The sequence below is a fragment of the Selenomonas ruminantium AC2024 genome (assembly GCF_000687995.1).
GTDB lineage: Bacteria > Bacillota > Negativicutes > Selenomonadales > Selenomonadaceae > Selenomonas_A > Selenomonas_A ruminantium_B.
In genome coordinates this window covers 1838347-1858823 of the sequence record NZ_JIAC01000001.1, presented here as the reverse complement: position 1 = coordinate 1858823, position 20477 = coordinate 1838347, and the positions used below count along the sequence as shown (strand labels likewise).

Sequence of the window (20477 nt, the reverse complement as noted above, 5' to 3'; positions counted from 1 at the left end):
ATGTGTATTGAGAGATTTAATTCTGAGGGCTATGCAGATACTACGGCTCAATCTGCCCTGGCGAAGGTCGAGGCGGCTGAACGCCGTAATGCCTGGCCAGTAGTGTATGTCTGCTCTGCCTATCGCGGCAATGAGCGGGTGAATGTACTGAGAGCCAGAAATTACTGTCGGTTCGTGGTGAGTAAGAAGCGTGTGCCGATAGCCCCGCATCTGCTCTTTCCGCAGTTTATCACCGAAGCAACAGAGCGGGGGCTGGCCATGAAGATGGACTGCCTGCTCCTTCGCAGGTGCGATGAAGTCTGGGCTTTTGGCGAAATCACCGAGGGCATGGCCACGGAAATCGAGATGGCAGACGATGAGGGCAAGCGGGTGCGGTATTTCACCCGTGATTTGAAGGAGGTAACCAAGGTATGAGGTTTACATTACATACGGCTGACTGCCGTGGCAATGAGAAGAATGTGCGCTATCCGCATGAATGCCAGATTGGCAGTGAGGCTGAGTTCCTGGCGGCTGTGGGCGTTGACCATGTTTGTGCTGCATTCCAAGGTGGTAGGCGCAGCGTGGGAAATTTCCAGAGCGCTGATGTGCTAGTTATGGACTGCGATAATGACCATTCAGATGTTCCTGCCGAGTGGGTAACGCCGGAAAAGCTGGAAGAGATGCTGCCAGGTGTGAACTATGTTTTGGCTCCCAGCCGTCACGATGGTGAAGTGAAGGACGGCAAGTCACCACGCCCCAGATTTCATATGTACTTTCCTCATGAGCCTATTGAGGATGCATCAGAGTATGCCGGGCTGAAACGTGCCATTCAGGCAAGGTTCCCTTTCTTTGATGGCAATGCACTGGATGCGGCCAGGTTCATCTATGGCCATCCGTGTTCACAAGTAGTTTGGCATGAAGGGGAATTGTCCATTGAGCAGATGGTGCTGGCCTGCCAGACGGAGGGCAGCATCCCGCAGGGGCAGCGTAACAGCACTCTTTCCCATTTTGCCGGGAAACTTGTGAAGCGTTATGGGGCAACGGATAGGGCGCACGAGATTTTCCTTGAGAAGGCCGCCAAGTGTGAGCCACCGCTATCGGATGAGGAACTGGGGAAGATTTGGCATAGTGCCGAGGGATTTGCTAGGAGAGTGCAGGAACAGCCTGGGTATGTACCGCCAGAGCAGTATGGGGGTTCGCATGTATCTTTAAAACCTGCAGACTATAGCGATATTGGACAGGCCAAAGTGCTGGCTAGGGAATACAGGGATGAACTCAAATATACGCCAGCCACGGACTATCTCCGCTATGACGGTGTGACCTGGAATGAGTCCAGGGCACAGGCCATCGGAGCCATGGAGGAATTTCTGGATTTGCAGCTGGCAGATGCCCAGGATGAGGTAAAAGCTGCGGTCAAGGAACTGACAGCTTTGGGAGTGGCACAGGAAAAACTGGCCAAGGGTGGCAGAACGCTGGAGAAAGAAATCACAGAGGCACAGATGAAGGCATATGCCCGTTACCAGTCAGCTATAGGATACCTTGCCTTTGTGCAGAAACGGCGGGATATGAAGTATGTGCTCTCAGCCCTTCAGGCAGCCAGGCCCATGCTGGAGATTAAGGTGGATGACCTTGACCATGATGCTTTCCTGCTGAACACGCCTGATGGGGCATATGACCTGCGGCTAGGGCTTGCTGGCAGGAAGGAACATTCGCCTTCTGACTATGCTACCAAGGTTACTGCTGTGGCACCGGGAGAGCAGGGGCGGCAGAATTGGCAGGATGCCATTGGTACATTCTTCTGTGGTGACATTGAGCTTATGGAGTATGTTCAGCAGATTGTCGGTCTGGCAGCAGTGGGCAAGGTGTATGTGGAGTCCCTCATCATTGCCTATGGTGACGGACGCAACGGCAAGTCAACCTTTTGGAATACTATCGCCAGGGTGCTGGGGACATACAGCGGGAACATCTCAGCCGACACTTTGACCGTTGGCTGCAAGCGTAACGTGAAGCCAGAACTGGCCGAGGCTAAGGGCAAGCGTATGCTGATTGCGGCAGAACTTGACGAGGGCATGCGGCTCAATACATCCCTCATCAAGCAACTTTGTTCCACAGATGCAGTTCAGGCTGAGAAGAAGTATAAAGACCCGTTCCATTTTACGCCGAGCCACACCCTTGTCCTTTATACCAACCATCTGCCGAGGGTGGGTGCCAATGACCCTGGCACGTGGCGGAGGCTGCTGGTTATTCCCTTTGACGCTGTCATTGAGGGTAATAGCGACATCAAGAACTACTCTGATTACCTCTTTGAGGAGGCTGGGCCTGCGGTGCTTGCCTGGGTAATTGAAGGGGCACAGAAGGTCATCCAGAGCGGTTTCCATCTGTCGAGACCCGCCTGTGTGGAGAGTGCCGTCAATGCTTATCGTGATAACAATGACTGGCTAGGACATTTCATTGAGGATTGCTGCTTGCTGGATAAGGATTATCACGAGAAGTCTGGAGCATTGTATAACGCCTATCGTGCTTATGCTGCGGGAGCTGGAGAATATGTGCGTAGCACAACAGATTTCTATGCTGCCTTGGACATTCGTGGTTTTAGTAGGCATAAGACGAGAGCGGGCATACAGGTTGATGGATTGATGCTTCTGGAAGGCAGAGAATTCTTGGCTTAAGGAAGTGGGTGTGCAGGTCAGAGCAGGTCGTATATAAAACCCCCTTTAGGGCAGTTTTTTAGCATAAAAATCCTATATAGAGAGGTTTAGGTAGCGACCTGCGTTGACCTGCACATATGAGCCGGAAATGCCTTAATGACGCAGATTGGAGGACATTATGAGGGAAAGAGATATCGAACACAAACTCGTGATGGAAACGGTGCGGCGCAGAGGTGTGGCGTTGAAGTTTGTCAGCCCAGGTTGCATTGGGGTGCCTGACCGTATTGTGATGCTACCTGGTGGCAGGATGGGATTTGTGGAACTCAAGGCTCCAGGGAAAAAGCCAAGACCGATACAGACACGCCGCATCCAGCAGATGAGAAAAATGGGCTTCAAGGTTTTCGTAGTGGATGGCATGGAGCAGATTGGCTCTGTGCTGGATGAGATTGAGGAGGATGCATGATGGAACTTAGCCATGTAAACAAAATGATGAACAACATTAAGCCTGGTGACAAGATTTTCTTCAACAGCTACGGGGCATGTGATAGTGCCACCAAACTGGGGAGGAGTGGCAGTGCAACCGTTCCTGCCATTGGCACCATGCTGAAAGTTTATCCCCGCTATGTGCTGGTTAAGCTGAAGGTAGCTAGGGAATGCGTACAGTGGGATAGCATCATCAAGGTAAACGGCGTTTCCTGGCTCCTTTGCACAGAGGTGAGGGCATCATGATTTACAACCCGCATAAGTATCAGAAGTACGCCACCGATTTTATACTGGAACATGAGGTCGCCGCCATTTTCCTTGACTGCGGTCTTGGCAAGACAGTCATCACTCTCACAGCCATTGAGGCACTCCTGCATGACAGCTTCGAGGTCAGCCGTGTGCTGATTATTGCTCCTCTCCGTGTGGCCAGGGACACCTGGCCTGCGGAGATTGAGAAGTGGCATCACCTGTCCAATCTGACTTATGCCGTAGCTGTTGGGAATACCGCCAACCGGATAGCAGCACTTAGGCAGAAGGCTGAGGTCACTGTCATCAACAGGGAGAACGTGGACTGGCTGGTTAAGAACAACACCTTTGACTTCGACATGGTGGTTATCGATGAGCTAAGTTCCTTCAAGTCCCATCAGGCACGGAGGTTCAAAGCACTTATGAGAGTTCGTCCTACCGTCAAGAGGGTGGTGGGGTTGACAGGGACACCGAGTTCCAATGGTCTTATGGACTTGTGGGCAGAATTCCGTTTGCTGGACATGGGCAAACGGCTGGGCAGGTTCATCGGTCACTACCGTGAGGAATTCTTCACCCCGGACAGGCGTAACCAGCATATAGTCTTTTCTTACAAGCCAAAAGTTGGGGCTGAGGAAGAAATCTATAGACGGATTAGCGATGTGACCATCTCCATGAAATCAGCGGATTATCTTCAGTTGCCACCGTTGGTAGCATCCACCAAGACTGTAGCCATGACGGTAAAGGAACGGCGTACCTACGACAGCCTTAAGAAAGATTTGGTGGTGTCCGTTGGTGATACCGAGATTGATGCTGTGAGTGCTGCGGCTCTGTCGAATAAGCTCCTGCAGATGGCTGGCGGTGCTGTCTATGATGGCGATGGCCGGCACCATGCCATACATGACCAGAAGCTGGATGCCCTTGAGGATTTGGTGGAGAGTGCCAATGGCAAGCCGGTATTGGTGGCTTACTGGTTCAAGCATGAAGCCGAGCGCATCAAGGAACGACTGAAGGTCAGGGAGATAAAGACCAGCCAGGATATTATTGACTGGAACGCAGGGAATATTCCCGTGGCCCTAATCCATCCAGCTTCAGTTGGACATGGATTGAACCTGCAGGAAGGTGGTTCAATCCTCATCTGGTTCAGCCTTACCTGGAGCCTTGAACTGTACCAGCAGACCAATGCAAGGCTCTATAGGCAAGGGCAGAAAGACACCGTTAGCATTATCCATATCATCACTGAAGGCACGATTGATGAGGATGTCATGAAGGCTTTGGAGCGGAAGGATAAGACGCAGACGGCTCTGATTGATGCAGTAAAAGCTAACCTGGGAGGTTGTGTATAAATGACAGCGAAGGAATATCTGAAGCAGGCATACTGGGCTGACCAGCGGATAAACAGCAAACTCAATCAGCTGGCATCGCTCAAGGACATGGCTACTAAGGCTACATCAACTTTGGGCACTGAGCCTGTCAGTGGTACTCGAAATGTTCAGCGGATGGCAGATACCATTGACAATATCATCGCTCTGGAAAACGAAATCAACGATGACATTGATCATCTGGTGGATTTGAAGCGTGATGTTATGAAGACCCTCAGCCAAGTGCAGGATACCAATTGTTTGATGCTGTTGGAACTTCGGTATCTCAGCTTCAAGTCCTGGGATGATATCGCAGCGGAAATGCACTACGGTTCCCGCTGGGTACATATCCTGCATTCCAAGGGGCTTACTGCTGTAGAAAAAATCTTGGAGAAAAATAAAGAGTGCAGTAAAATTCACTAGAATTCCTACCCCAAAGTGCTAAAATGGTATCATGAAAGAAAAATCGATATCGGCCTCCAAAGGGAGCAATCCCTGCGGAGGTTTTTTTGTGCCTAAAATCGAGGTGACCCCAATGCCCATGAAACCTAAGCGGCCTTGTCGATACCAAGGCTGCCCAAAACTGACCGACCACAAGAGTGGTTACTGCGAAGACCATCGAAAACTGATGGAGCAGCACTACGAGCACTTTGTCCGTGGCTACAATCAGCATGAGCGATACGGCAAAGGATGGCGTAAGGTCAGGGATAGATACATCAACCGTCACCCGCTCTGCGAGTTGTGTCAGCAGCATGGGAAGTATGTGATGGCAGAGTTGGTGCATCACAAGAAGCCCATCTCCGCTGGTGGTACCAACAGCGAAGAAAACTTGCAGAGTCTGTGCGTGTCCTGCCATGAGCGGATTCATCAACGAAAGAAGGGGGAATAGGCCCAGGGGCGGGGCAAATCTCTACCGGAGCCCCGATGGGCGACCGGCGTGGGGTCACGCGCGAAAAAATCATTTTTCAAACAAGGGAATAGGCAGGGAAAACCATAGTGGGGTTATCCCTTGTACGGACGGGGATAATTGAGAGTTATGGGACGCCATATTTCTTTGAAAAATGCTGATTCTGTTTGAAAAACGTTTGAAAAAAGTCAAAAATCAAAGGCCGAAGGGAGTGATGAGGATGGCCAAAGATGGAACCAACAGGGGTGGTGCCAGAGCAGGTGCAGGGCGCAAGAAGAAAGCCTTGGCTGACAAAATCAGCGAGGGCAAGACCGCTAAGGTAACGGTATTGCCAACGGCTAATCTTCAAGGCATGGAAATGCCCGCTCCCAAGGAGTACCTAAAGGCACCCCAGAGGAACGGGCAGGAAAATTACGCTGTGGAGATTTACGAAAAGACATGGAATTGGCTGAATCAGAAAGGCTGTGCTGAACTGGTCAGTCCAGAACTTATTGAACATTACGCCATGAGCGTGTCTCGCTGGATTCAATGCCAGGACGCTATCTCCAATTACGGATTTCTGGCCAAGCATCCAACCACCGGGGCCGCCATCGTATCGCCTTATGTGAACATCGGCCTGCAGTACATGAAGCAGGTCAACCAGCTCTGGTATCAGATATACCAGGTGGTCAAGGAAAACTGCTCGGAAGGCTACAGCGGAGCCAATCCGCAGGATGATGTGATGGAGCGGCTCTTACGTTCAAGAAAGGGGTAGTGGTGTCATTTGCAGATTGCCATTATTGATGCAGATCTCATCGGCAGAAAGAGGCATCGATTCCCTAATCTGGTCTGTATGAAGCTATCAGGTTATCACAAGGAGATTGGCAATGATGTAGTTCTCAAAACCGATTACAATAACCTTGAGGCTTTTGACAAAGTGTATATTGCCAAAGTGTTCACTGACACCGAAATCCCGGCTGCTGTGCTTGCGTTTCCGAACGTTGAGTATGGCGGTACGGGATTTTTTTATGACAAAGCCTTACCTCTGCCGAAAGACATAGAGCACCACATGCCAGATTACCATCTCTACGACGATTGGGTTAATCTTCAGATGGAGGACGGGAAACGCAGGCAGGAATTTCGATACTACACAGACTACGCCATCGGCTATCTGACCAGGGGATGTTTCCGGCACTGTGAATTTTGTGTAAATCGGAATTACGACAGGGTAAGGATACACAGTCCGCTGAAGGAGTTCTTGTGTGAGGATAAAAAGAAAATTTGTCTCTTGGATGATAATTTCTTTGGGTGTACTGAGTGGAAAACGCTGCTACAGGAATTGAAGCAGACGGGCTTGGCTTTTCAATTCAAGCAAGGGCTAGATGAACGGCTACTTACAGAGGAACGATGCGAGATGCTGTTTACCTCCAAGTATGATGGAGATTATATTTTTGCCTTTGATAATTATGCTGATGCTGAGCTTATTCAACAGAAAATATGCTTGCTAAGAAAATACACCAATGTGGTCCCTAAGTTCTATTGCTTTACCGGATATGATCGGGAGGAACGTTGGGATACAGCTTTTTGGAAACGGGACTTGCTGGAACTGTTGTATCGGATTGAGATTTTGATGAAGCATCGCTGCCTGCCATATGTAATGAGATACCAGCGATATGCGGAAAGTCCCTATAAGGGAATGTACATTAACATTGCTAGGTGGTGTAATCAGCCAGCCTTTTTCAAAAAGAAGAGCTTGAGGGAATTTGTGTACATGAATGGCGAAAACAGTGCCAGCTATCGATATCTGAGAGACTTTGAGCAGAATTTTCCTGAAGCTGATTATTTTATGGATTTGAAATTTGGGGAGGTGTAAATCCTTGGGTAAAACGACTACAGATATGCAACTGGTATCGGTCAGCAAATTGGTGCCATACGTAAACAATGCTCGGACGCATTCGCCGGAGCAGATAATGAAACTCCGCTCATCGCTGCGGGAGTTCGGTTTTGTAAATCCTGTCATCATCGACAGGGACTTCAATGTCATAGCCGGTCATGGAAGGTTGATGGCTGCGAAGGATGAGCATATTACCGAAGTGCCGTGCGTCTTTGTAGACTATCTCACCGAGGCACAGAAGAAGGCATATATCCTTGCAGACAACCGTTACGCCATGGACGCTGGCTGGGATGAAGATATGCTCCGTGTCGAGATTGAAGCTTTGCAGGGCATGGATTTTGACCTGGGGCTGACAGGTTTTGGCGAGAAGGAACTGGCTGACCTTTTTGGTGATGAGGACGGGGAAGGTCAGGAGGATGGCTTCGATGTGGATGAGGAGCTGGCCAAGCCGTGTACCTCTAAAGCCGGGGATGTCTGGCACCTTGGCAAGCACCGGGTCATCTGCGGTGATTCTACCATGCCGGAAACCTACCAGCGTTTGCTGGGGGAGGAGAAGGTAAACCTAGTCTGCACCGACCCGCCCTACATGGTGAATCTGGAGAGCACCTCTGGGAAAATCAAGAACGATGACCTGTCCGACAAAGAGGCCTATGAATTCCTGACTAAAGCCTTCGGCTGCTTCCATGAAGCCATGGCCAGGGACGCCTCCATATATGTTTTTTACGCAACGGCCAAAGCCCGCATCTTTCATGACGCTTATGAGGATGCGGGCTTAAAAGTTGGGGCGGGGCTGGTCTGGAAGAAGAATCGGCTGGTGCTAACCCGCACTGATTGGAAATACATCCACGAGCCTATCATCTGGGGCTGGCGAAAAGATGGCAAGCATACCTGGTACGGCGATCAGAAGCAGACTACGGTGTTCGAGTTCGACCGTATTAAGAATTCCAAGGAAGATGGCTGCGGTCACCCTTCCAGCAAGCCGGTACCGCTCATTGCCTATCTCATCAAGCAATGCACCCAGACCAATGGGTTGGTGCTGGACGGCTTTCTTGGTTCGGCATCCACCCTTATTGCTTGCGACCAGCTGGGACGCATTTGCTATGGAGTGGAGCTTGAGCCGAAGTTCGTAGATGTGGCGGTGCAACGTTATGCCGCAGCCCATGATGGGAGTTTTGCAGATGTGTATGTGGAACGGGATGGGGAGAAAATTCCCTATGCCGATGTTCCCAAACCGAAGGAGGAATCGTAATGCGTGTATTTCTGAACCCTGGCCATGCTCCGTGCGGCTGCCCCGACCCCGGTGCTGTCAACAGCGGTACTGGCCTTAGAGAATGTGATGTGGCCAAGAATATCGCCGACCTTGTAGAGAGGTATCTCACCAAGGCTGGCGTTTCAGTTTCCGGCAATTTGCAGTCGGATGATTTATTCGAGATTGTCAGTACCGCCAATAATCTGGATGTGGATGTGTTTGTATCAATCCACTGCAATGCTTTTAACGGCGTGGCCAATGGCACGGAGGTGTGGCACTACCATACCAGTAAATTCGGTAAGCAGCTGGCAGAGTGCATCCAGCGTCAAATTGTGGATTCGCTGGGCACGGCAGACCGTGGCGTTAAAGGTGCTGTGCCGGGGAAAAATGGCCTGTATGTACTATCTAATACGGATGCCGTTTCGGTGCTGGTGGAGACAGCCTTTATCGACCATGTAGATGATGAAGTTCTGCTCCGTACCAAACAGAATGAGTTTGCCCGTGCAATTGCCAGAGGTATCACGGACTTTGAACAGGAGACTTTGAACCGATAGCTTGTATACAACACAAAGTCCTTGCTTATTCACCGCTGTAGAGGGAATATGTGACTACCTAAAGAAAAGGAGGTTTTGAAAATGGAAGTCAAGTACAACGTCAGCGGAGAACGCCGCAAGGAAATGGTCAGCGTGGTAAGCGAGGCTTTGGGTGGCTGGAGTAAGGAGTACATGGGAGCCCCCAGCTTTTCCTACCAGATAGGGGATTTCGAGATTACCAGGGATGGTACACTGGTTTTCGCTGACCGTACGGACACCGAGATGATGGAGCAGGTCTTGGAAGCCTTGGCAAAAGCAGGCTTTGAATGTGAAGGAACTGAAAAGGCTGCGGAGATGGAGGAGCGGATGGCACCGGAAGAAGCCGAGCAGGAGGAAAGCGACAGCGTCTGCATTTCAATCAGCCTGCCCAGGGATACCTTCACGGATACCGCCCTGACCAATCTGGATAACCTGCTGGAAAGCAAAGGCAATCTCATCAAGAAATCATTCGGCATTGACGAGGCCACCTACACGCTCACCGATGACTGCATAACCTTCAACTGGCTCAGCGGTGACATCGAGCTGGAAACGGCAAAAGCCTATCAGGACTTCATTGGCAAGCTCTGTGAAATGGCCCGCACCCAGAAGCGGGTAACTGCCAAGGCCAAAGTGGTGGACAATGAAAAATACGCCTTCCGCTGTTTTCTCCTGCGGCTGGGGCTTATCGGCAATGAGTACAAGACCACCCGCAAGATTCTCCTGCAGAACCTTTCCGGCAATGCCAGCTTTAAGTCCGGCCACAAGAAGGAGGCGGCTGAACATGAGGAAGGGTAACAACATGGGATTCCCCAGTAGGGAGGAGGTGGAGCGGTTGCGCTCCATCTACCCTCCGGGGCGTATCGTGATGCTAGTGGAAATGCGCGATGAACCGCAGGCACCACCGGAAGGAACTGTTGGGGAGATAAGGGGCGTGGATGACGTAGGGAGCGTTTTGGTCCGCTGGGACAACGGCTCCAGCCTTTCGCTAATTCCCAGCGTGGATAAATTCTACCTTCTCAAGCACAGACCTAGCGAATAAGTATACACTCCACAGGGGTTGCTATTTCCTTTGAAGTACGGGAATATGTACACACCGAAGGAAAAGCAACCACGAAAAGGAGGAAACGACCATGTGGAGCAAAGGCAGCATCGAGATTGAAGGAACCGAGGTTCAGTATTGGGTAAAGCATTATGATGAGGGCTCAGAATTCGGGATTGACGGCGGTAAGATTTCCAAGCTGGAATGCAGGGCAGAAGGCCAGACCATCCTGCATTACGACAGGGGCTGGGATATGGAGCCGGAAACAGAGCTGGGCTACCAAGCCTACGCAACTCTTATTGAGAAGTTTAACTGAAAACGAAAACAACTGGGGGCAGCCCTTCGGGGCTGTTTCTCGTACAAGATAGATTTAGGGAGTCGCAGATGGCGGCGCCTTTTTGATTGGAGGTGATGGATTGCGAAAGCTGAAAGGTTACAAGCCGACTGAATTTATGGACAAGGATTCCCATTACGACAAAGGGGCTGCGGACTTTGCTGTGGCCTTCATTGAAAGCCTGTGTCACACCAAGGGCACCTGGGCGGGTAAACCCTTTGAGCTGATTGACTGGCAGGAACGAATCATCCGGGACCTGTTCGGCATCCTCAAGAAAAACGGCTATCGCCAGTTCAACACCGCCTACGTGGAGATTCCGAAGAAGCAGGGCAAGAGCGAACTGGCGGCGGCTGTGGCTCTCCTGCTCTGTTGTGGCGATGGTGAGGAGAGGGCGGAGGTTTACGGCTGTGCCGCCGACCGCCAGCAGGCCTCCATTGTTTTCGAGGTGGCTGCAGACATGGTGCGGATGTGCCCTGCCCTCAATAAGCGGGTGAAAATCCTCGCATCTCAAAAGCGGATGGTCTTTCAGCCCACCAACAGCTTCTACCAGGTGCTGTCGGCGGAGGCTTACTCCAAGCACGGCTTCAACATACACGGCGTGGTCTTTGACGAGCTGCACACACAGCCCAACAGAAAACTTTTCGATGTTATGACCAAGGGCTCTGGCGATGCACGAATGCAGCCACTGTATTTTCTGATTACCACGGCAGGAACGGATACCCAGTCCATTTGTTACGAGACACACCAGAAGGCGTTGGACATTTTGGAGGGAAGGAAAATCGACCATACCTTTTATCCGGTGATTTACGGAGCGAAAGAGGACGAGGACTGGACTTCGCCAGAGGTCTGGAAGAAGGCCAATCCCTCCCTGGGCATCACCGTGGGGATGGACAAGGTGCAGGCTGCCTGCGATTCAGCAAAGCAGAATCCGGGGGAGGAGAACTCCTTTCGGCAGCTACGCTTGAATCAATGGGTGAAGCAGTCCATCCGTTGGATGCCGATGCACAAGTGGGATGCCTGTGCTTTTCCAGTTGATGAGGAAGAACTGGAAGGGCGTGTCTGTTACGGAGGGCTCGACCTTTCCAGTACCACGGACATCACGGCTTTCGTGCTGGTGTTCCCGCCGGTTGATGAAGCCGACAAATACATGGTGCTGCCCTACTTCTGGATTCCAGAGGATAATGTGGATTTGCGGGTGCGCCGCGATCATGTGCCCTACGATGTCTGGCAACGGCAAGGTTCCCTCCAGACTACCGAGGGTAACGTGGTGCATTACGGATTCATCGAGAAATTCATCGAGTGGCTGGGGGAGCGGTTCAACATCCGTGAGATTGCTTTCGACCGCTGGGGGGCGGTGCAGATGGTTCAAAATCTGGAGGGCATGGGCTTCAAGGTGGTGCCTTTTGGGCAGGGCTTTGCCAGCATGAGCCCTCCGACTAAGGAACTGATGAAACTGGTGCTGGAGGAGAAAATCGCCCACGGTGGGCATCCAGTCCTTCGCTGGAACATGGATAACATCTTCATACGCACCGACCCTGCAGGTAACATCAAGGCAGACAAAGCAAAAAGCACGGAGAAGATTGATGGGGCGATTGCCCTCATCATGGCTCTTGACCGTGCGATTCGTTGCGGAAATGATGCTGGGGAAAGCGTTTATGACAGCCGGGGACTGATTGTTTTTTAGTGATTGTATACATAAATAAATAGCGATTATGACTTGCTGTTTCTCCCATAAAGAGCGAATATACACATACCGAAAGGGAAAACACAGACGACCAAAAAGGAGGAAAACAAAATGACCAAGCAGGAAATCGCCGAGATTATCGAGAGCAAGGGCAAAGAGTACGGCTTCAAGGTGAAGGAAACCTCGACAGGCTGGATGACGGAACAGACCTCCGAAAGCTTCGCAAGGGTCGAGATTTTCACAAAGACCAACAACGAAAGGACCAGCTGGAAAGACCGCAGGGTTTGCCTGGACATCGAAGCCGCAGGAACCATTTGCAGGATGGGGGGTAACACCACGCCGGAGGAACTTTTGAAAGCCGCCGATGAGATTGCAAGAGGAGCAAAATTCACGGCAGAACTTCAGAGCATGAGGCTTTCCTACGAAAGAACCTTCTAAGCCGAAAGCAAGACAAGGGCACCGCTCGAAAGGGCGGTGCTTTCCTTAATCATTATGGCTCTTGACCGAGTAATTTAGTGGAGAAAGAATATCTCTGAAAGTGTATATGAGAGCGAGGGGTCAGGGAAATTCACGTAAGCGTATCTCTCTGTAATCGTCTCTGATAAGGGCATAGGAGATAATATTTTCTATGAAATTGCATACTTCTTCATCACAAAGCTGTAAACTCCGTTCACAAGGCAGAGTGCCTAATTTGAACAACTGTCCATCTATAATTTTGGGATATTTTTTTTGGACAAGCATTCGTAAGTCGGATATTTTACCGGAGCCAATAGCACCAACTGTTATTCTCCCCGTGTGATTGATACTGCACATAGAGCCATTTGTTTGCAGTGTGTTTTTAGCGTCCATGGGGATTTGCAAAGATGAATGTATACGCTCTTTGGTTTCAATTATAACGAAAAGGCCTGTCTTATCTTGCACCCCTACTGCACCATAATAACTGGAAAATGCCAAGGAAATAATTTTCGTTTTGCCTTGATAACTTATCTGGAAAGAACGACATCTGCAGGCGTTAAAAGTGCCTCCACCGGCATCGCCCCATGATATTCTCCTCACGCCACGATCCTTCAACAAGGTAAAAATATCATACTCGTAGGGAACAAGTTCATACTCATCATCGAGTAAGCATTCCCAAAGATTAGAGCAGAATATCATTTTTTCTTCATTCTCTGCTGTTTCGGTACCCATTTCATATGCATCAACAAAATATTGGGGATCGTCTTTTATTTCATCAAAGGTACGACGTTGAAAATCGGATTCTGTAGGTAACTCTGTATATTCTTCATTCAGCATATCCGTATATTCGCGAAAACTTTTGATGCGTAAAATGTTATTATCTACATCCATGTGAAAACATAGTGTTTTCTTGCCATTTGTCAGCATGAAAAAACTGCATTTGAGCTGCTCGGCATAATTTTTAGCCTGAGCAATCATGTTATCATCGAGAGCCAGTTTCTCACGTTTGCATTCTATAACAGCAAGGGGAATAACAGATTCATGGTCATCAGCCATGCGCATGATAACTACATCGCTACGGTCTAAACAATTTTTCACATGGTGGGCAAGGGACTCCTCAACCCTTAACATATGCGCAGGAACTTTCAATTTGTCGATAAGGAAGGAAACTACTTCCTGCCGGACGGTTTCCTCTGGTGTAACACGGATATGTTTTTGTCTTATTGTGTCATAGTAATAATCAACATCATCGATTGTTTCAACGGATGGAAGTCGCTCATTTGTAAAGTCGTAATCCTCAATTTCAAAATCTACAGCAGCTATTTTATGGGATTCTTTCCATCGTTGAAAAAAATGCTTATGCTTTTCCTGCATTTGCCTTATTCGTTGCAGTTGTTCCTTGTTTATAATAAGCACGTCCGTTTCCTCCTTTGGGAAATGAGTTTTATTTTTAGTTCTATTTCTCTTACGAATCATCGTTGTTTTTTAGGAGCGTGATACCTATGAACTTTTTCACAAAACTTTTCCGCTCACGTGACAAGCCCCAGAATCTTTATCATTTCAGTGGTTGGCCATTTGTCTTCGGCAAATCTGTCAGTAAGCAGATGGTCAATGAATTCACAGCCATGCAGACCACAGCGGTGTATGCATGCGTCCGTATCTTGGCTGAGTCCGTTGCCGGATTGCCGCTTCATGTCTATGAGTACAAGGGACAGGGCAAGGAGCGTGTGCCACATCATCCGTTGTATGCATTGCTACACGACAGTCCCAATCCAGAAATGACTTCTTTCACATTTCGAGAAACGGCAATGATTCACCTGCTTTTGTGGGGGAATTCTTACTCCCAGATTATTAGGGACGGTATGGGGCGTGTGGTGGGGCTGTATCCGTTGCTCCCTAAACACATGAGCGTTGACCGAGATGAGCATGGTGAAATTGTTTATACTTACACGCCGAGCAATGACAGCAACCCCAATCTCAAAGGGGCACAGCAGGTGCAGCTCCGCAGACAGGATGTCTTGCATATTCCTGGGTTGGGCTTTGATGGGCTGGTGGGTTACTCGCCCATAGCCATGGCGCGTAACGCCGTGGGCATGACGTTGGCTTGTGAGGAATATGGCTCTGCGTTCTTTGCCAATGGGGCTCGACCGGGCGGTGTGCTCAAGCATCCAGGTGTCCTAAAAGACCCGTCCAAGCTACGAGAAAGCTGGCAGGCGGTCTATGGTGGCACAGCCAACACAGGCAAGGTCGTGGTGCTGGAGGAGGGCGTGGACTATCAGCAGATTTCCATCCCTCCGGAGGAGGCGCAGTTCCTCGAAACTCGCAAGTTTCAGATTGATGAGATTGCCAGGCTCTACCGAGTACCACCTCACATGATTGGCGACTTGGAAAAATCCAGCTTCAACAACATCGAGCAGCAGTCCCTGGAGTTCGTCAAATATACCCTCAATCCATGGGTGGTGCGCTGGGAGCAGTCCTTGCAGAAGGCGTTGCTCTCGCCAGCGGAGCAGAAGCGGTACTTCATCAAGTTTAATGTGGATGGGCTTTTGCGAGGGGACTACCAGAGCCGCATGGCAGGTTATGCCGTAGGCAGGCAGAACGGCTGGCTCTCAGCCAACGACATCCGTGAGATGGAGAACATGAATCCAATCCCGGACGAGGAGGGCGGTAGTCTGTATCTCATCAATGGCAACCTGTGCAAGCTTCGGGATGCGGGGCTGTTTGGAAAGACTGGAGGTAAAAATGAAGAAGCGTAAGTTTTGGAACTGGGTGCGTGACTCTGATACAGGGGAACGCACCCTTGTGCTTAACGGCACTATTGCCGAGGATTCCTGGTTTGGCGATGAGGTCACGCCGGGAATCTTCCGTGATGAGCTGATGAAGTGCGATGGCAATATCACGGTCTGGATCAACAGTCCGGGCGGAGATGTGTTCGCGGCAGCTCAAATCTACAATATGCTGATGGACTACAAGGGGAATGTCACCGTCCGCATTGATGGGCTGGCTGCTTCGGCTGCAACCATGATTGCCATGGCTGGCACTACCGTTGAAATGTCCCCTGTGGGGATGTTCATGGTGCATAACCCCAGCACAGCAGTTATCGGCAACACCAAGGAAATGCAGGCTGCTATCCAGATGCTGGAAGAGGTGAAGGACAGCATCATCAATGCCTATGAACTGAAAACTGGATTGCCCCGTCAGCAACTGTCCGACCTTATGGATGCAGAAAGCTGGATGAATGCCAAGAAGGCCGTGGAACTGGGTTTTGCTGACAAGATTCTTTTTACCAACGATGAGGAGGAAAAAAACTCTGAAGGAGCGGAGGCGATGCTCTTTTCCATGAGGGCGGTCACCAATTCCCTCGTCGACAAAATCAAGGCGCAGTCTCAGCATTTCACTAAGGTCGCTGCGCCAGACAACCGTGTATCCGCAGACGCTCTCAGGAGCCGTCTTAACTTACTTATTCACTGATTGGAGGAATTATTTATGGCAACGATTATGGAACTTCGTACGAAAAGAGCACAGCTTTGGGAAGGTGCCAAGGCTTTTTTGGACAGTCACACGGATAAGGACGGCAAGCTTTCTGCTGAAGATGCTGCCGCCTACGACAAAATGGAGGCAGATGTGGTGGCTCTCGGCAAGGATATCGAGCGCATGGAACGGAAGATGGCGATTGACGCAGAACTTGCCAAGCCCACATCTGAGCCGATTGTCAACAAACCTGCCACCAAGATGCCAGAGAAAACGGGCAGGGCAGCAGATGAATACCGCAAGGCTATGCTTGCCGCCATCCGCAGCAATTTCCGCAACGTATCCAACGTCCTGCAGGAAGGTGTTGATACCGATGGCGGTTATTTAGTGCCGGAGGAATACGACAGCCGCCTGATTGATGTATTGAATGAGGAGTGCATTATGCGTAACCTCGGTACGAAAATTACCACCAGTGGTGAGCGCAAAATCAACATCGCTGCCACCAAACCTGCTGCATCGTGGATTGAGGAAGGTGGGGCACTTAGCTTTGGCGATGCCACCTTCGACCAGATTATCATGGATGCCTACAAGCTCCATGTGGCGATCAAGGTTACGGAGGAACTTTTGTACGATAGCGCCTTTAATCTGGAGAGTTACATCATTCAGCAGTTCGGCAAGGCTATCGCCAATGCCGAGGAGGATGCCTTCCTCAATGGTGACGGCAACCACAAGCCCACCGGCCTTTTGACCACGGCGCAGACTGGTGTCACCACCAACGGTGCATCCATCACGGCAGATGACCTTATTGAACTAGTCTACAAACTTAAGCGTCCTTACCGCAAGAGTGCAGCCTTTATCGTCAACGACCAGACCTTGGCGGCAATCCGCAAGCTGAAGGATGCCAACCAGGCGTATATGTGGCAGCCTTCCTACCAGATGGGCGAGCCTGACCGTCTGTTGGGCTATCCGATTCACACTACGCCTTTTATGCCTACGGCAGAGGCGGGCAAGGCGGCGTTGGTGTTCGGTGATTACAGCTACTACAACATCGGTGACCGTGGCGCCCGTTCCATTCAGGAACTGCGCGAGCTGTTCGCCGGTAACGGCATGATTGCCTTTGTCATGAAGGAACGTGTGGACGGCAAGCTGGTACTGCCGGAAGCGGTGCAGATGCTGAAAATCAAAGGTACTGCTGGCAAGGGCTGATGTAAATATAGTGTGGGGAGATGCCTTGCTGGTGTCTCCCTGTTTTTATGGGAGTGATGGCTTATGATTGTTTCATTGCCCAAGGTAAAAGAATATCTCCGTATCGACACAGATGCCGAAGATAAGATTGTCCGCAAATTACTGCGGGCAGCAGAGCATTTATGCATGGATGTGGCAAGGCTTGATGAGGACGAATTCAAAGCCTGCGGAGCTATAGCCAAGACGGCAGTGCTGTATACGGTTGGCTATCTCTATGAGCACCGGGATGATGCTGACCACAAAAAACTCACCATGACGCTCCGTTCCCTGCTGATGGGCATACGCCGGGAGGGCTTCTGATGTATGTATATTTGAGTGAGTTGCGACAGAGAATAAAAATCCTGCGCCCCATAGCTGAAGAAGACGCTGTCGGCAACCTTATTGAGCAGGGCAAGACGGAGGTGGCTACGGTCTGGGCGAAGGTTCTGCCCTATGCCGCCAAGATTTCAGACGGCTATGCCGAGAAGGTGGATGAGGTGTCATACCGGATAGTAATTCGCTATCGTGAGGACATTGAGGTTACGGACATAATTGAGTGGCGTGACAGGAGGCTAATAATGTCAGCCCCACCTTACCCTTTGGACGGTGGTCGCAAGTATCTCGTCATGGAGGCAAAGGAGCTGGTGGAAGATGGCTAAAAGTTACCAATCCGCAGAGAAAATTCTGAGAGAACTGGGGGAGAATGCCACCAAGGCCGCCAAGGATGCCTTGGCAGATGGAGCGGAAATTGTCATGCAGGAGGCAAGGAACCGCTGCCCTGTCTATAAGGGCAATGACCACCGTGTGGTCAAAGGTGCTTTGCGCGATTCTATCCATACCGTCAAACAAAAAGGCGGTGCCAAGTACAAAATCATTGCTGACGCTACATCCCACGATGGCATTTTTTACGGCAAGCTGGTGGAATTCAGCCCAGCAATCAACAAGCCCTTTATGTATCCTGCCATGGATGCCAGACGGGATGAGGTCAGGAATAAGATAATCGATGCGGTAAGGGAGGCACTTCGCAGGAAATGAATATCAAGGAAAAAGTGTATAAGACCCTGAGTACGTCAAGGGAACTGACATCATTGCTGGCAAGAGACAGGCGGTGTCGGTGCATTTATCCCGGCATCAGCCCCAATGCTGGCAGCTACCCAATCATTGTGTACAACATCATATCGGATGTTCCGGCTCTCACGGCAGACGGTTTCGAGATGGAACGGCGCGTAACCGTGCGGCTGCAGATTCTCACTAAGGACGGACAATATGAGCATATTCATGATGTGGTAAATAAAATCATGAAGGGACTGGGCTTTATGCGCCGTCAGTCCTTGGAAATGGCAGAGCGCGATGTATTTGTGTTCTGCGTGGATTATGTAATTGGAATAGGAGTGGATGAATAATGGCAGAAATGAAACCGGCCAGCAGAATGGTCAGCGGACAGTTTATCAATATACAGCGGCTGCATGTGGCAAAGCTGCTGACGGATGAAGTCGGAAGTGAAGCAACCTATGATACCCCCATCGACTTGGGCAAGGTACTGCGGAGCATCGACATCAAGCCCTCCAACAGCAGTGCCGACCTCTATGCAGATGGCCAGTCCATAGACACCGCCACCAACACGGCATCCTATGAACTGACCTTCGACACAGCGGCTTTGCCCTTGGAGTATGTGGCTTACCTCTTGGGACATAAATGTGAGAACGGCGTGATGGTTGCCAATAAAGATGATGTGGCTCCGTATTTTGCCGTGATGTTTCAGAGCGACAAACGGAACGGCAGCAAGCGGCTGACAAAATTTTTCAAAGTTATGTTCCAAGAACCCTCGGTTAAAGGCTCCACCAAGGAAGAAAGCATTTCCTATCAGACGCCGACCTTGACTGCTAAGGCCATCTACAGATTGTCAGACGGCAATTCTTACACCTATGCCGATACCGAAAGTGCCGGGCTGGATGCAGAAATTGCAAGTAACTGGTATACCACGGTTTGATATTAGCATAGTGATGAAGAAAGTTTATAGCCTATTACAGCCGCACAAAAGCCGAGCACAATATTGGCGGTAACGTTAATTATGGCGAGAAAATAACTGCCTCCTCGCATTAGTGTCAAAGTTTCCATGCTGAACGAGGAAAAAGTTGTAAATCCACCAAGAAAGCCAACGGTCAAAAGTAGACGTAACGATTCTGGCATCATGTTGGTGGTTCTGGCCAAGGGTAATAAAAATCCCAAAATAAGTGCCATGAGAAAACTGCCAACGGTATTAACAAACAGTGTGCCGAAAGGAAACATAATACCAAAACGGCTGCCAATTACGGATGTGGCAAGGTAGCGGCAAATAGCCCCAAGTCCACCACCGATGAAAACATAAAAAAGATGCATAAAGAGTCCTCCGCGTATAGGAAATTACTATTCATTATATAACGAGGACAAAAATTTTGAAAACTGATTTTGGAGGATAAATTTAGATGGATACACCAAAAATCAAAATCAACGGCAAAATCATCCAGCCAGCTCCACCTAAGATGAAGGTATGGCGGGAGTTCCTGGCATTTTTCGATAAGGACAAGGGCAAGATGACCGTGGAGGAATTCCTCTCGGCTCATGTTGCCCTTATTGTTTTGGCCTTCAATCAGCCGGAGGTTACCACAGAATCCGTGGAGGAGAATATGGAAATCGCCGATGTGGTGCCGTTGGCACGGCAGCTTTTCGAATGGCTGCAGGCTCAGACCTTTGCCAAGCTGGTAAATCTCCCAAACGGGGAAACGGAGACAGGGAAGTGAGCCTGTCTCCGTACCAGAATTTATTGCTGTATTACGAACGGCTGCAGCAGTCCTACGGCTGGACAATGCAGGAGGTGGATGAGCATGATATAGATTTTTTGCTTGATCAGCTGACCGTCCTCAGTCTGACGGATGACAGCCGCCATCAGAAATACATTGACGATGTCCTGTAGG

The 20477-nt window shown here is 50.1% G+C and carries 28 protein-coding genes; 26 read left to right on the top strand and 2 right to left on the bottom strand.

The genetic code is table 11. From position 1 onward, the window contains the following. The 16 genes from P157_RS0108835 (at nucleotide 1) to P157_RS0108760 (ending at nucleotide 12810) form a co-directional block, all read left to right on the top strand. Complete coding sequence (locus P157_RS0108835) at nucleotides 1–414, top strand: DUF4406 domain-containing protein (protein WP_026760686.1); 414 nt, start codon at nucleotides 1–3, stop codon at nucleotides 412–414. Next, nucleotides 411–2648, top strand: coding sequence for a phage/plasmid primase, P4 family (locus P157_RS0108830; protein WP_026760685.1), 2238 nt, complete (start codon nucleotides 411–413; stop codon nucleotides 2646–2648). The genes P157_RS0108835 and P157_RS0108830 overlap by 4 nt, the downstream gene beginning before the upstream one ends. A gap of 157 nt (nucleotides 2649–2805) precedes the next feature. Further along, a complete protein-coding gene (locus P157_RS0108825) occupies nucleotides 2806–3090 on the top strand; it encodes a VRR-NUC domain-containing protein (RefSeq protein WP_026760684.1) in 285 nt (94 codons plus the stop codon). After that, nucleotides 3087–3356, top strand: a complete 270-nt coding sequence (locus P157_RS0108820) for a hypothetical protein (RefSeq protein ID WP_196243111.1) — start codon at nucleotides 3087–3089, stop codon at nucleotides 3354–3356. The genes P157_RS0108825 and P157_RS0108820 overlap by 4 nt, the downstream gene beginning before the upstream one ends. Next, nucleotides 3353–4699, top strand: a complete 1347-nt coding sequence (locus P157_RS0108815; RefSeq protein WP_026760682.1) for a DEAD/DEAH box helicase — start codon at nucleotides 3353–3355, stop codon at nucleotides 4697–4699. Before P157_RS0108820 ends, P157_RS0108815 begins: the two co-directional genes overlap by 4 nt. Then, complete coding sequence (locus P157_RS0108810) at nucleotides 4700–5137, top strand: hypothetical protein (RefSeq protein WP_026760681.1); 438 nt, start codon at nucleotides 4700–4702, stop codon at nucleotides 5135–5137. Between the two features lie 112 nt (nucleotides 5138–5249). Further along, nucleotides 5250–5603 (top strand): HNH endonuclease, encoded by a 354-nt coding sequence (locus P157_RS0108805; protein ID WP_026760680.1) that lies wholly within the window; start codon nucleotides 5250–5252, stop codon nucleotides 5601–5603. Between the two features lie 238 nt (nucleotides 5604–5841). Further along, nucleotides 5842–6375: a P27 family phage terminase small subunit gene (locus tag P157_RS0108800; protein WP_026760679.1), complete on the top strand. Its 534-nt coding sequence runs from the start codon at nucleotides 5842–5844 to the stop codon at nucleotides 6373–6375. A 9-nt stretch (nucleotides 6376–6384) separates the two neighbouring features. Then, on the top strand, nucleotides 6385–7473 hold the full coding sequence (locus P157_RS0108795) for a hypothetical protein (RefSeq protein WP_026760678.1): 1089 nt from the start codon (nucleotides 6385–6387) through the stop codon (nucleotides 7471–7473). A gap of 4 nt (nucleotides 7474–7477) precedes the next feature. Beyond that, the gene (locus tag P157_RS0108790) at nucleotides 7478–8743 is read left to right on the top strand and encodes a site-specific DNA-methyltransferase (RefSeq protein WP_026760677.1); all 1266 of its coding nucleotides are present in this window, start codon (nucleotides 7478–7480) and stop codon (nucleotides 8741–8743) included. Further along, nucleotides 8743–9297 carry an N-acetylmuramoyl-L-alanine amidase family protein gene (locus P157_RS0108785; protein ID WP_026760676.1) on the top strand — a complete coding sequence of 185 codons (555 nt, stop codon included), beginning with the start codon at nucleotides 8743–8745 and terminating at the stop codon, nucleotides 9295–9297. Before P157_RS0108790 ends, P157_RS0108785 begins: the two co-directional genes overlap by 1 nt. Nucleotides 9298–9378: 81 nt before the next feature. After that, nucleotides 9379–10110, top strand: a complete 732-nt coding sequence (locus tag P157_RS0108780) for a hypothetical protein (protein WP_026760675.1) — start codon at nucleotides 9379–9381, stop codon at nucleotides 10108–10110. A gap of 4 nt (nucleotides 10111–10114) precedes the next feature. Next, on the top strand, nucleotides 10115–10354 hold the full coding sequence (locus P157_RS0108775; RefSeq protein ID WP_026760674.1) for a DUF4314 domain-containing protein: 240 nt from the start codon (nucleotides 10115–10117) through the stop codon (nucleotides 10352–10354). Between the two features lie 91 nt (nucleotides 10355–10445). Continuing rightward, the gene (locus P157_RS0108770) at nucleotides 10446–10670 is read left to right on the top strand and encodes a DUF7678 domain-containing protein (protein WP_026760673.1); all 225 of its coding nucleotides are present in this window, start codon (nucleotides 10446–10448) and stop codon (nucleotides 10668–10670) included. A gap of 100 nt (nucleotides 10671–10770) precedes the next feature. Further along, nucleotides 10771–12372: a terminase large subunit gene (locus P157_RS0108765; protein ID WP_026760672.1), complete on the top strand. Its 1602-nt coding sequence runs from the start codon at nucleotides 10771–10773 to the stop codon at nucleotides 12370–12372. 111 nt (nucleotides 12373–12483) lie between these two features. Continuing rightward, nucleotides 12484–12810 carry a hypothetical protein gene (locus tag P157_RS0108760; protein WP_026760671.1) on the top strand — a complete coding sequence of 109 codons (327 nt, stop codon included), beginning with the start codon at nucleotides 12484–12486 and terminating at the stop codon, nucleotides 12808–12810. A 120-nt stretch (nucleotides 12811–12930) separates the two neighbouring features. On the opposite strand, the gene P157_RS0108755 is transcribed toward P157_RS0108760, so the two are convergent. Further along, nucleotides 12931–14244: a type I restriction enzyme HsdR N-terminal domain-containing protein gene (locus P157_RS0108755; protein ID WP_026760670.1), complete on the bottom strand. Its 1314-nt coding sequence runs from the start codon at nucleotides 14242–14244 to the stop codon at nucleotides 12931–12933. An 86-nt stretch (nucleotides 14245–14330) separates the two neighbouring features. Here P157_RS0108755 and P157_RS0108750 point away from each other — a divergent pair, with 86 nt between their 5' ends. From P157_RS0108750 to P157_RS0108715, 8 genes are all read left to right on the top strand, one after another. Further along, nucleotides 14331–15584: a phage portal protein gene (locus P157_RS0108750; RefSeq protein ID WP_026760669.1), complete on the top strand. Its 1254-nt coding sequence runs from the start codon at nucleotides 14331–14333 to the stop codon at nucleotides 15582–15584. Then, nucleotides 15571–16299 carry a head maturation protease, ClpP-related gene (locus tag P157_RS0108745; RefSeq protein WP_037368266.1) on the top strand — a complete coding sequence of 243 codons (729 nt, stop codon included), beginning with the start codon at nucleotides 15571–15573 and terminating at the stop codon, nucleotides 16297–16299. Before P157_RS0108750 ends, P157_RS0108745 begins: the two co-directional genes overlap by 14 nt. 15 nt (nucleotides 16300–16314) lie before the next feature. After that, nucleotides 16315–17505, top strand: a complete 1191-nt coding sequence (locus P157_RS0108740; RefSeq protein ID WP_026760667.1) for a phage major capsid protein — start codon at nucleotides 16315–16317, stop codon at nucleotides 17503–17505. Nucleotides 17506–17568: 63 nt separating this feature from the next. Beyond that, nucleotides 17569–17844: a head-tail connector protein gene (locus P157_RS0108735; RefSeq protein ID WP_026760666.1), complete on the top strand. Its 276-nt coding sequence runs from the start codon at nucleotides 17569–17571 to the stop codon at nucleotides 17842–17844. Continuing rightward, nucleotides 17844–18182 (top strand): head-tail adaptor protein, encoded by a 339-nt coding sequence (locus P157_RS0108730; RefSeq protein WP_026760665.1) that lies wholly within the window; start codon nucleotides 17844–17846, stop codon nucleotides 18180–18182. The genes P157_RS0108735 and P157_RS0108730 overlap by 1 nt, the downstream gene beginning before the upstream one ends. After that, nucleotides 18175–18558: an HK97-gp10 family putative phage morphogenesis protein gene (locus P157_RS0108725; RefSeq protein ID WP_026760664.1), complete on the top strand. Its 384-nt coding sequence runs from the start codon at nucleotides 18175–18177 to the stop codon at nucleotides 18556–18558. The genes P157_RS0108730 and P157_RS0108725 overlap by 8 nt, the downstream gene beginning before the upstream one ends. Continuing rightward, a complete protein-coding gene (locus tag P157_RS0108720) occupies nucleotides 18555–18926 on the top strand; it encodes a DUF3168 domain-containing protein (RefSeq protein WP_026760663.1) in 372 nt (123 codons plus the stop codon). The genes P157_RS0108725 and P157_RS0108720 overlap by 4 nt, the downstream gene beginning before the upstream one ends. Beyond that, nucleotides 18926–19513 carry a major tail protein gene (locus P157_RS0108715; RefSeq protein WP_037368263.1) on the top strand — a complete coding sequence of 196 codons (588 nt, stop codon included), beginning with the start codon at nucleotides 18926–18928 and terminating at the stop codon, nucleotides 19511–19513. The genes P157_RS0108720 and P157_RS0108715 overlap by 1 nt, the downstream gene beginning before the upstream one ends. A 2-nt stretch (nucleotides 19514–19515) precedes the next feature. Here P157_RS0108715 and crcB read toward each other — a convergent pair whose 3' ends face one another. Beyond that, complete coding sequence (gene crcB, locus P157_RS0108710) at nucleotides 19516–19902, bottom strand: fluoride efflux transporter CrcB (protein WP_026760661.1); 387 nt, start codon at nucleotides 19900–19902, stop codon at nucleotides 19516–19518. 86 nt (nucleotides 19903–19988) lie between these two features. Here crcB and P157_RS0108705 point away from each other — a divergent pair, with 86 nt between their 5' ends. Both P157_RS0108705 and P157_RS15515 read left to right on the top strand, forming a co-directional pair. Beyond that, a complete protein-coding gene (locus tag P157_RS0108705; protein ID WP_026760660.1) occupies nucleotides 19989–20303 on the top strand; it encodes a hypothetical protein in 315 nt (104 codons plus the stop codon). After that, a complete protein-coding gene (locus tag P157_RS15515; RefSeq protein ID WP_157833241.1) occupies nucleotides 20300–20476 on the top strand; it encodes a hypothetical protein in 177 nt (58 codons plus the stop codon). Before P157_RS0108705 ends, P157_RS15515 begins: the two co-directional genes overlap by 4 nt. Nucleotide 20477 lies beyond the last annotated feature (1 nt).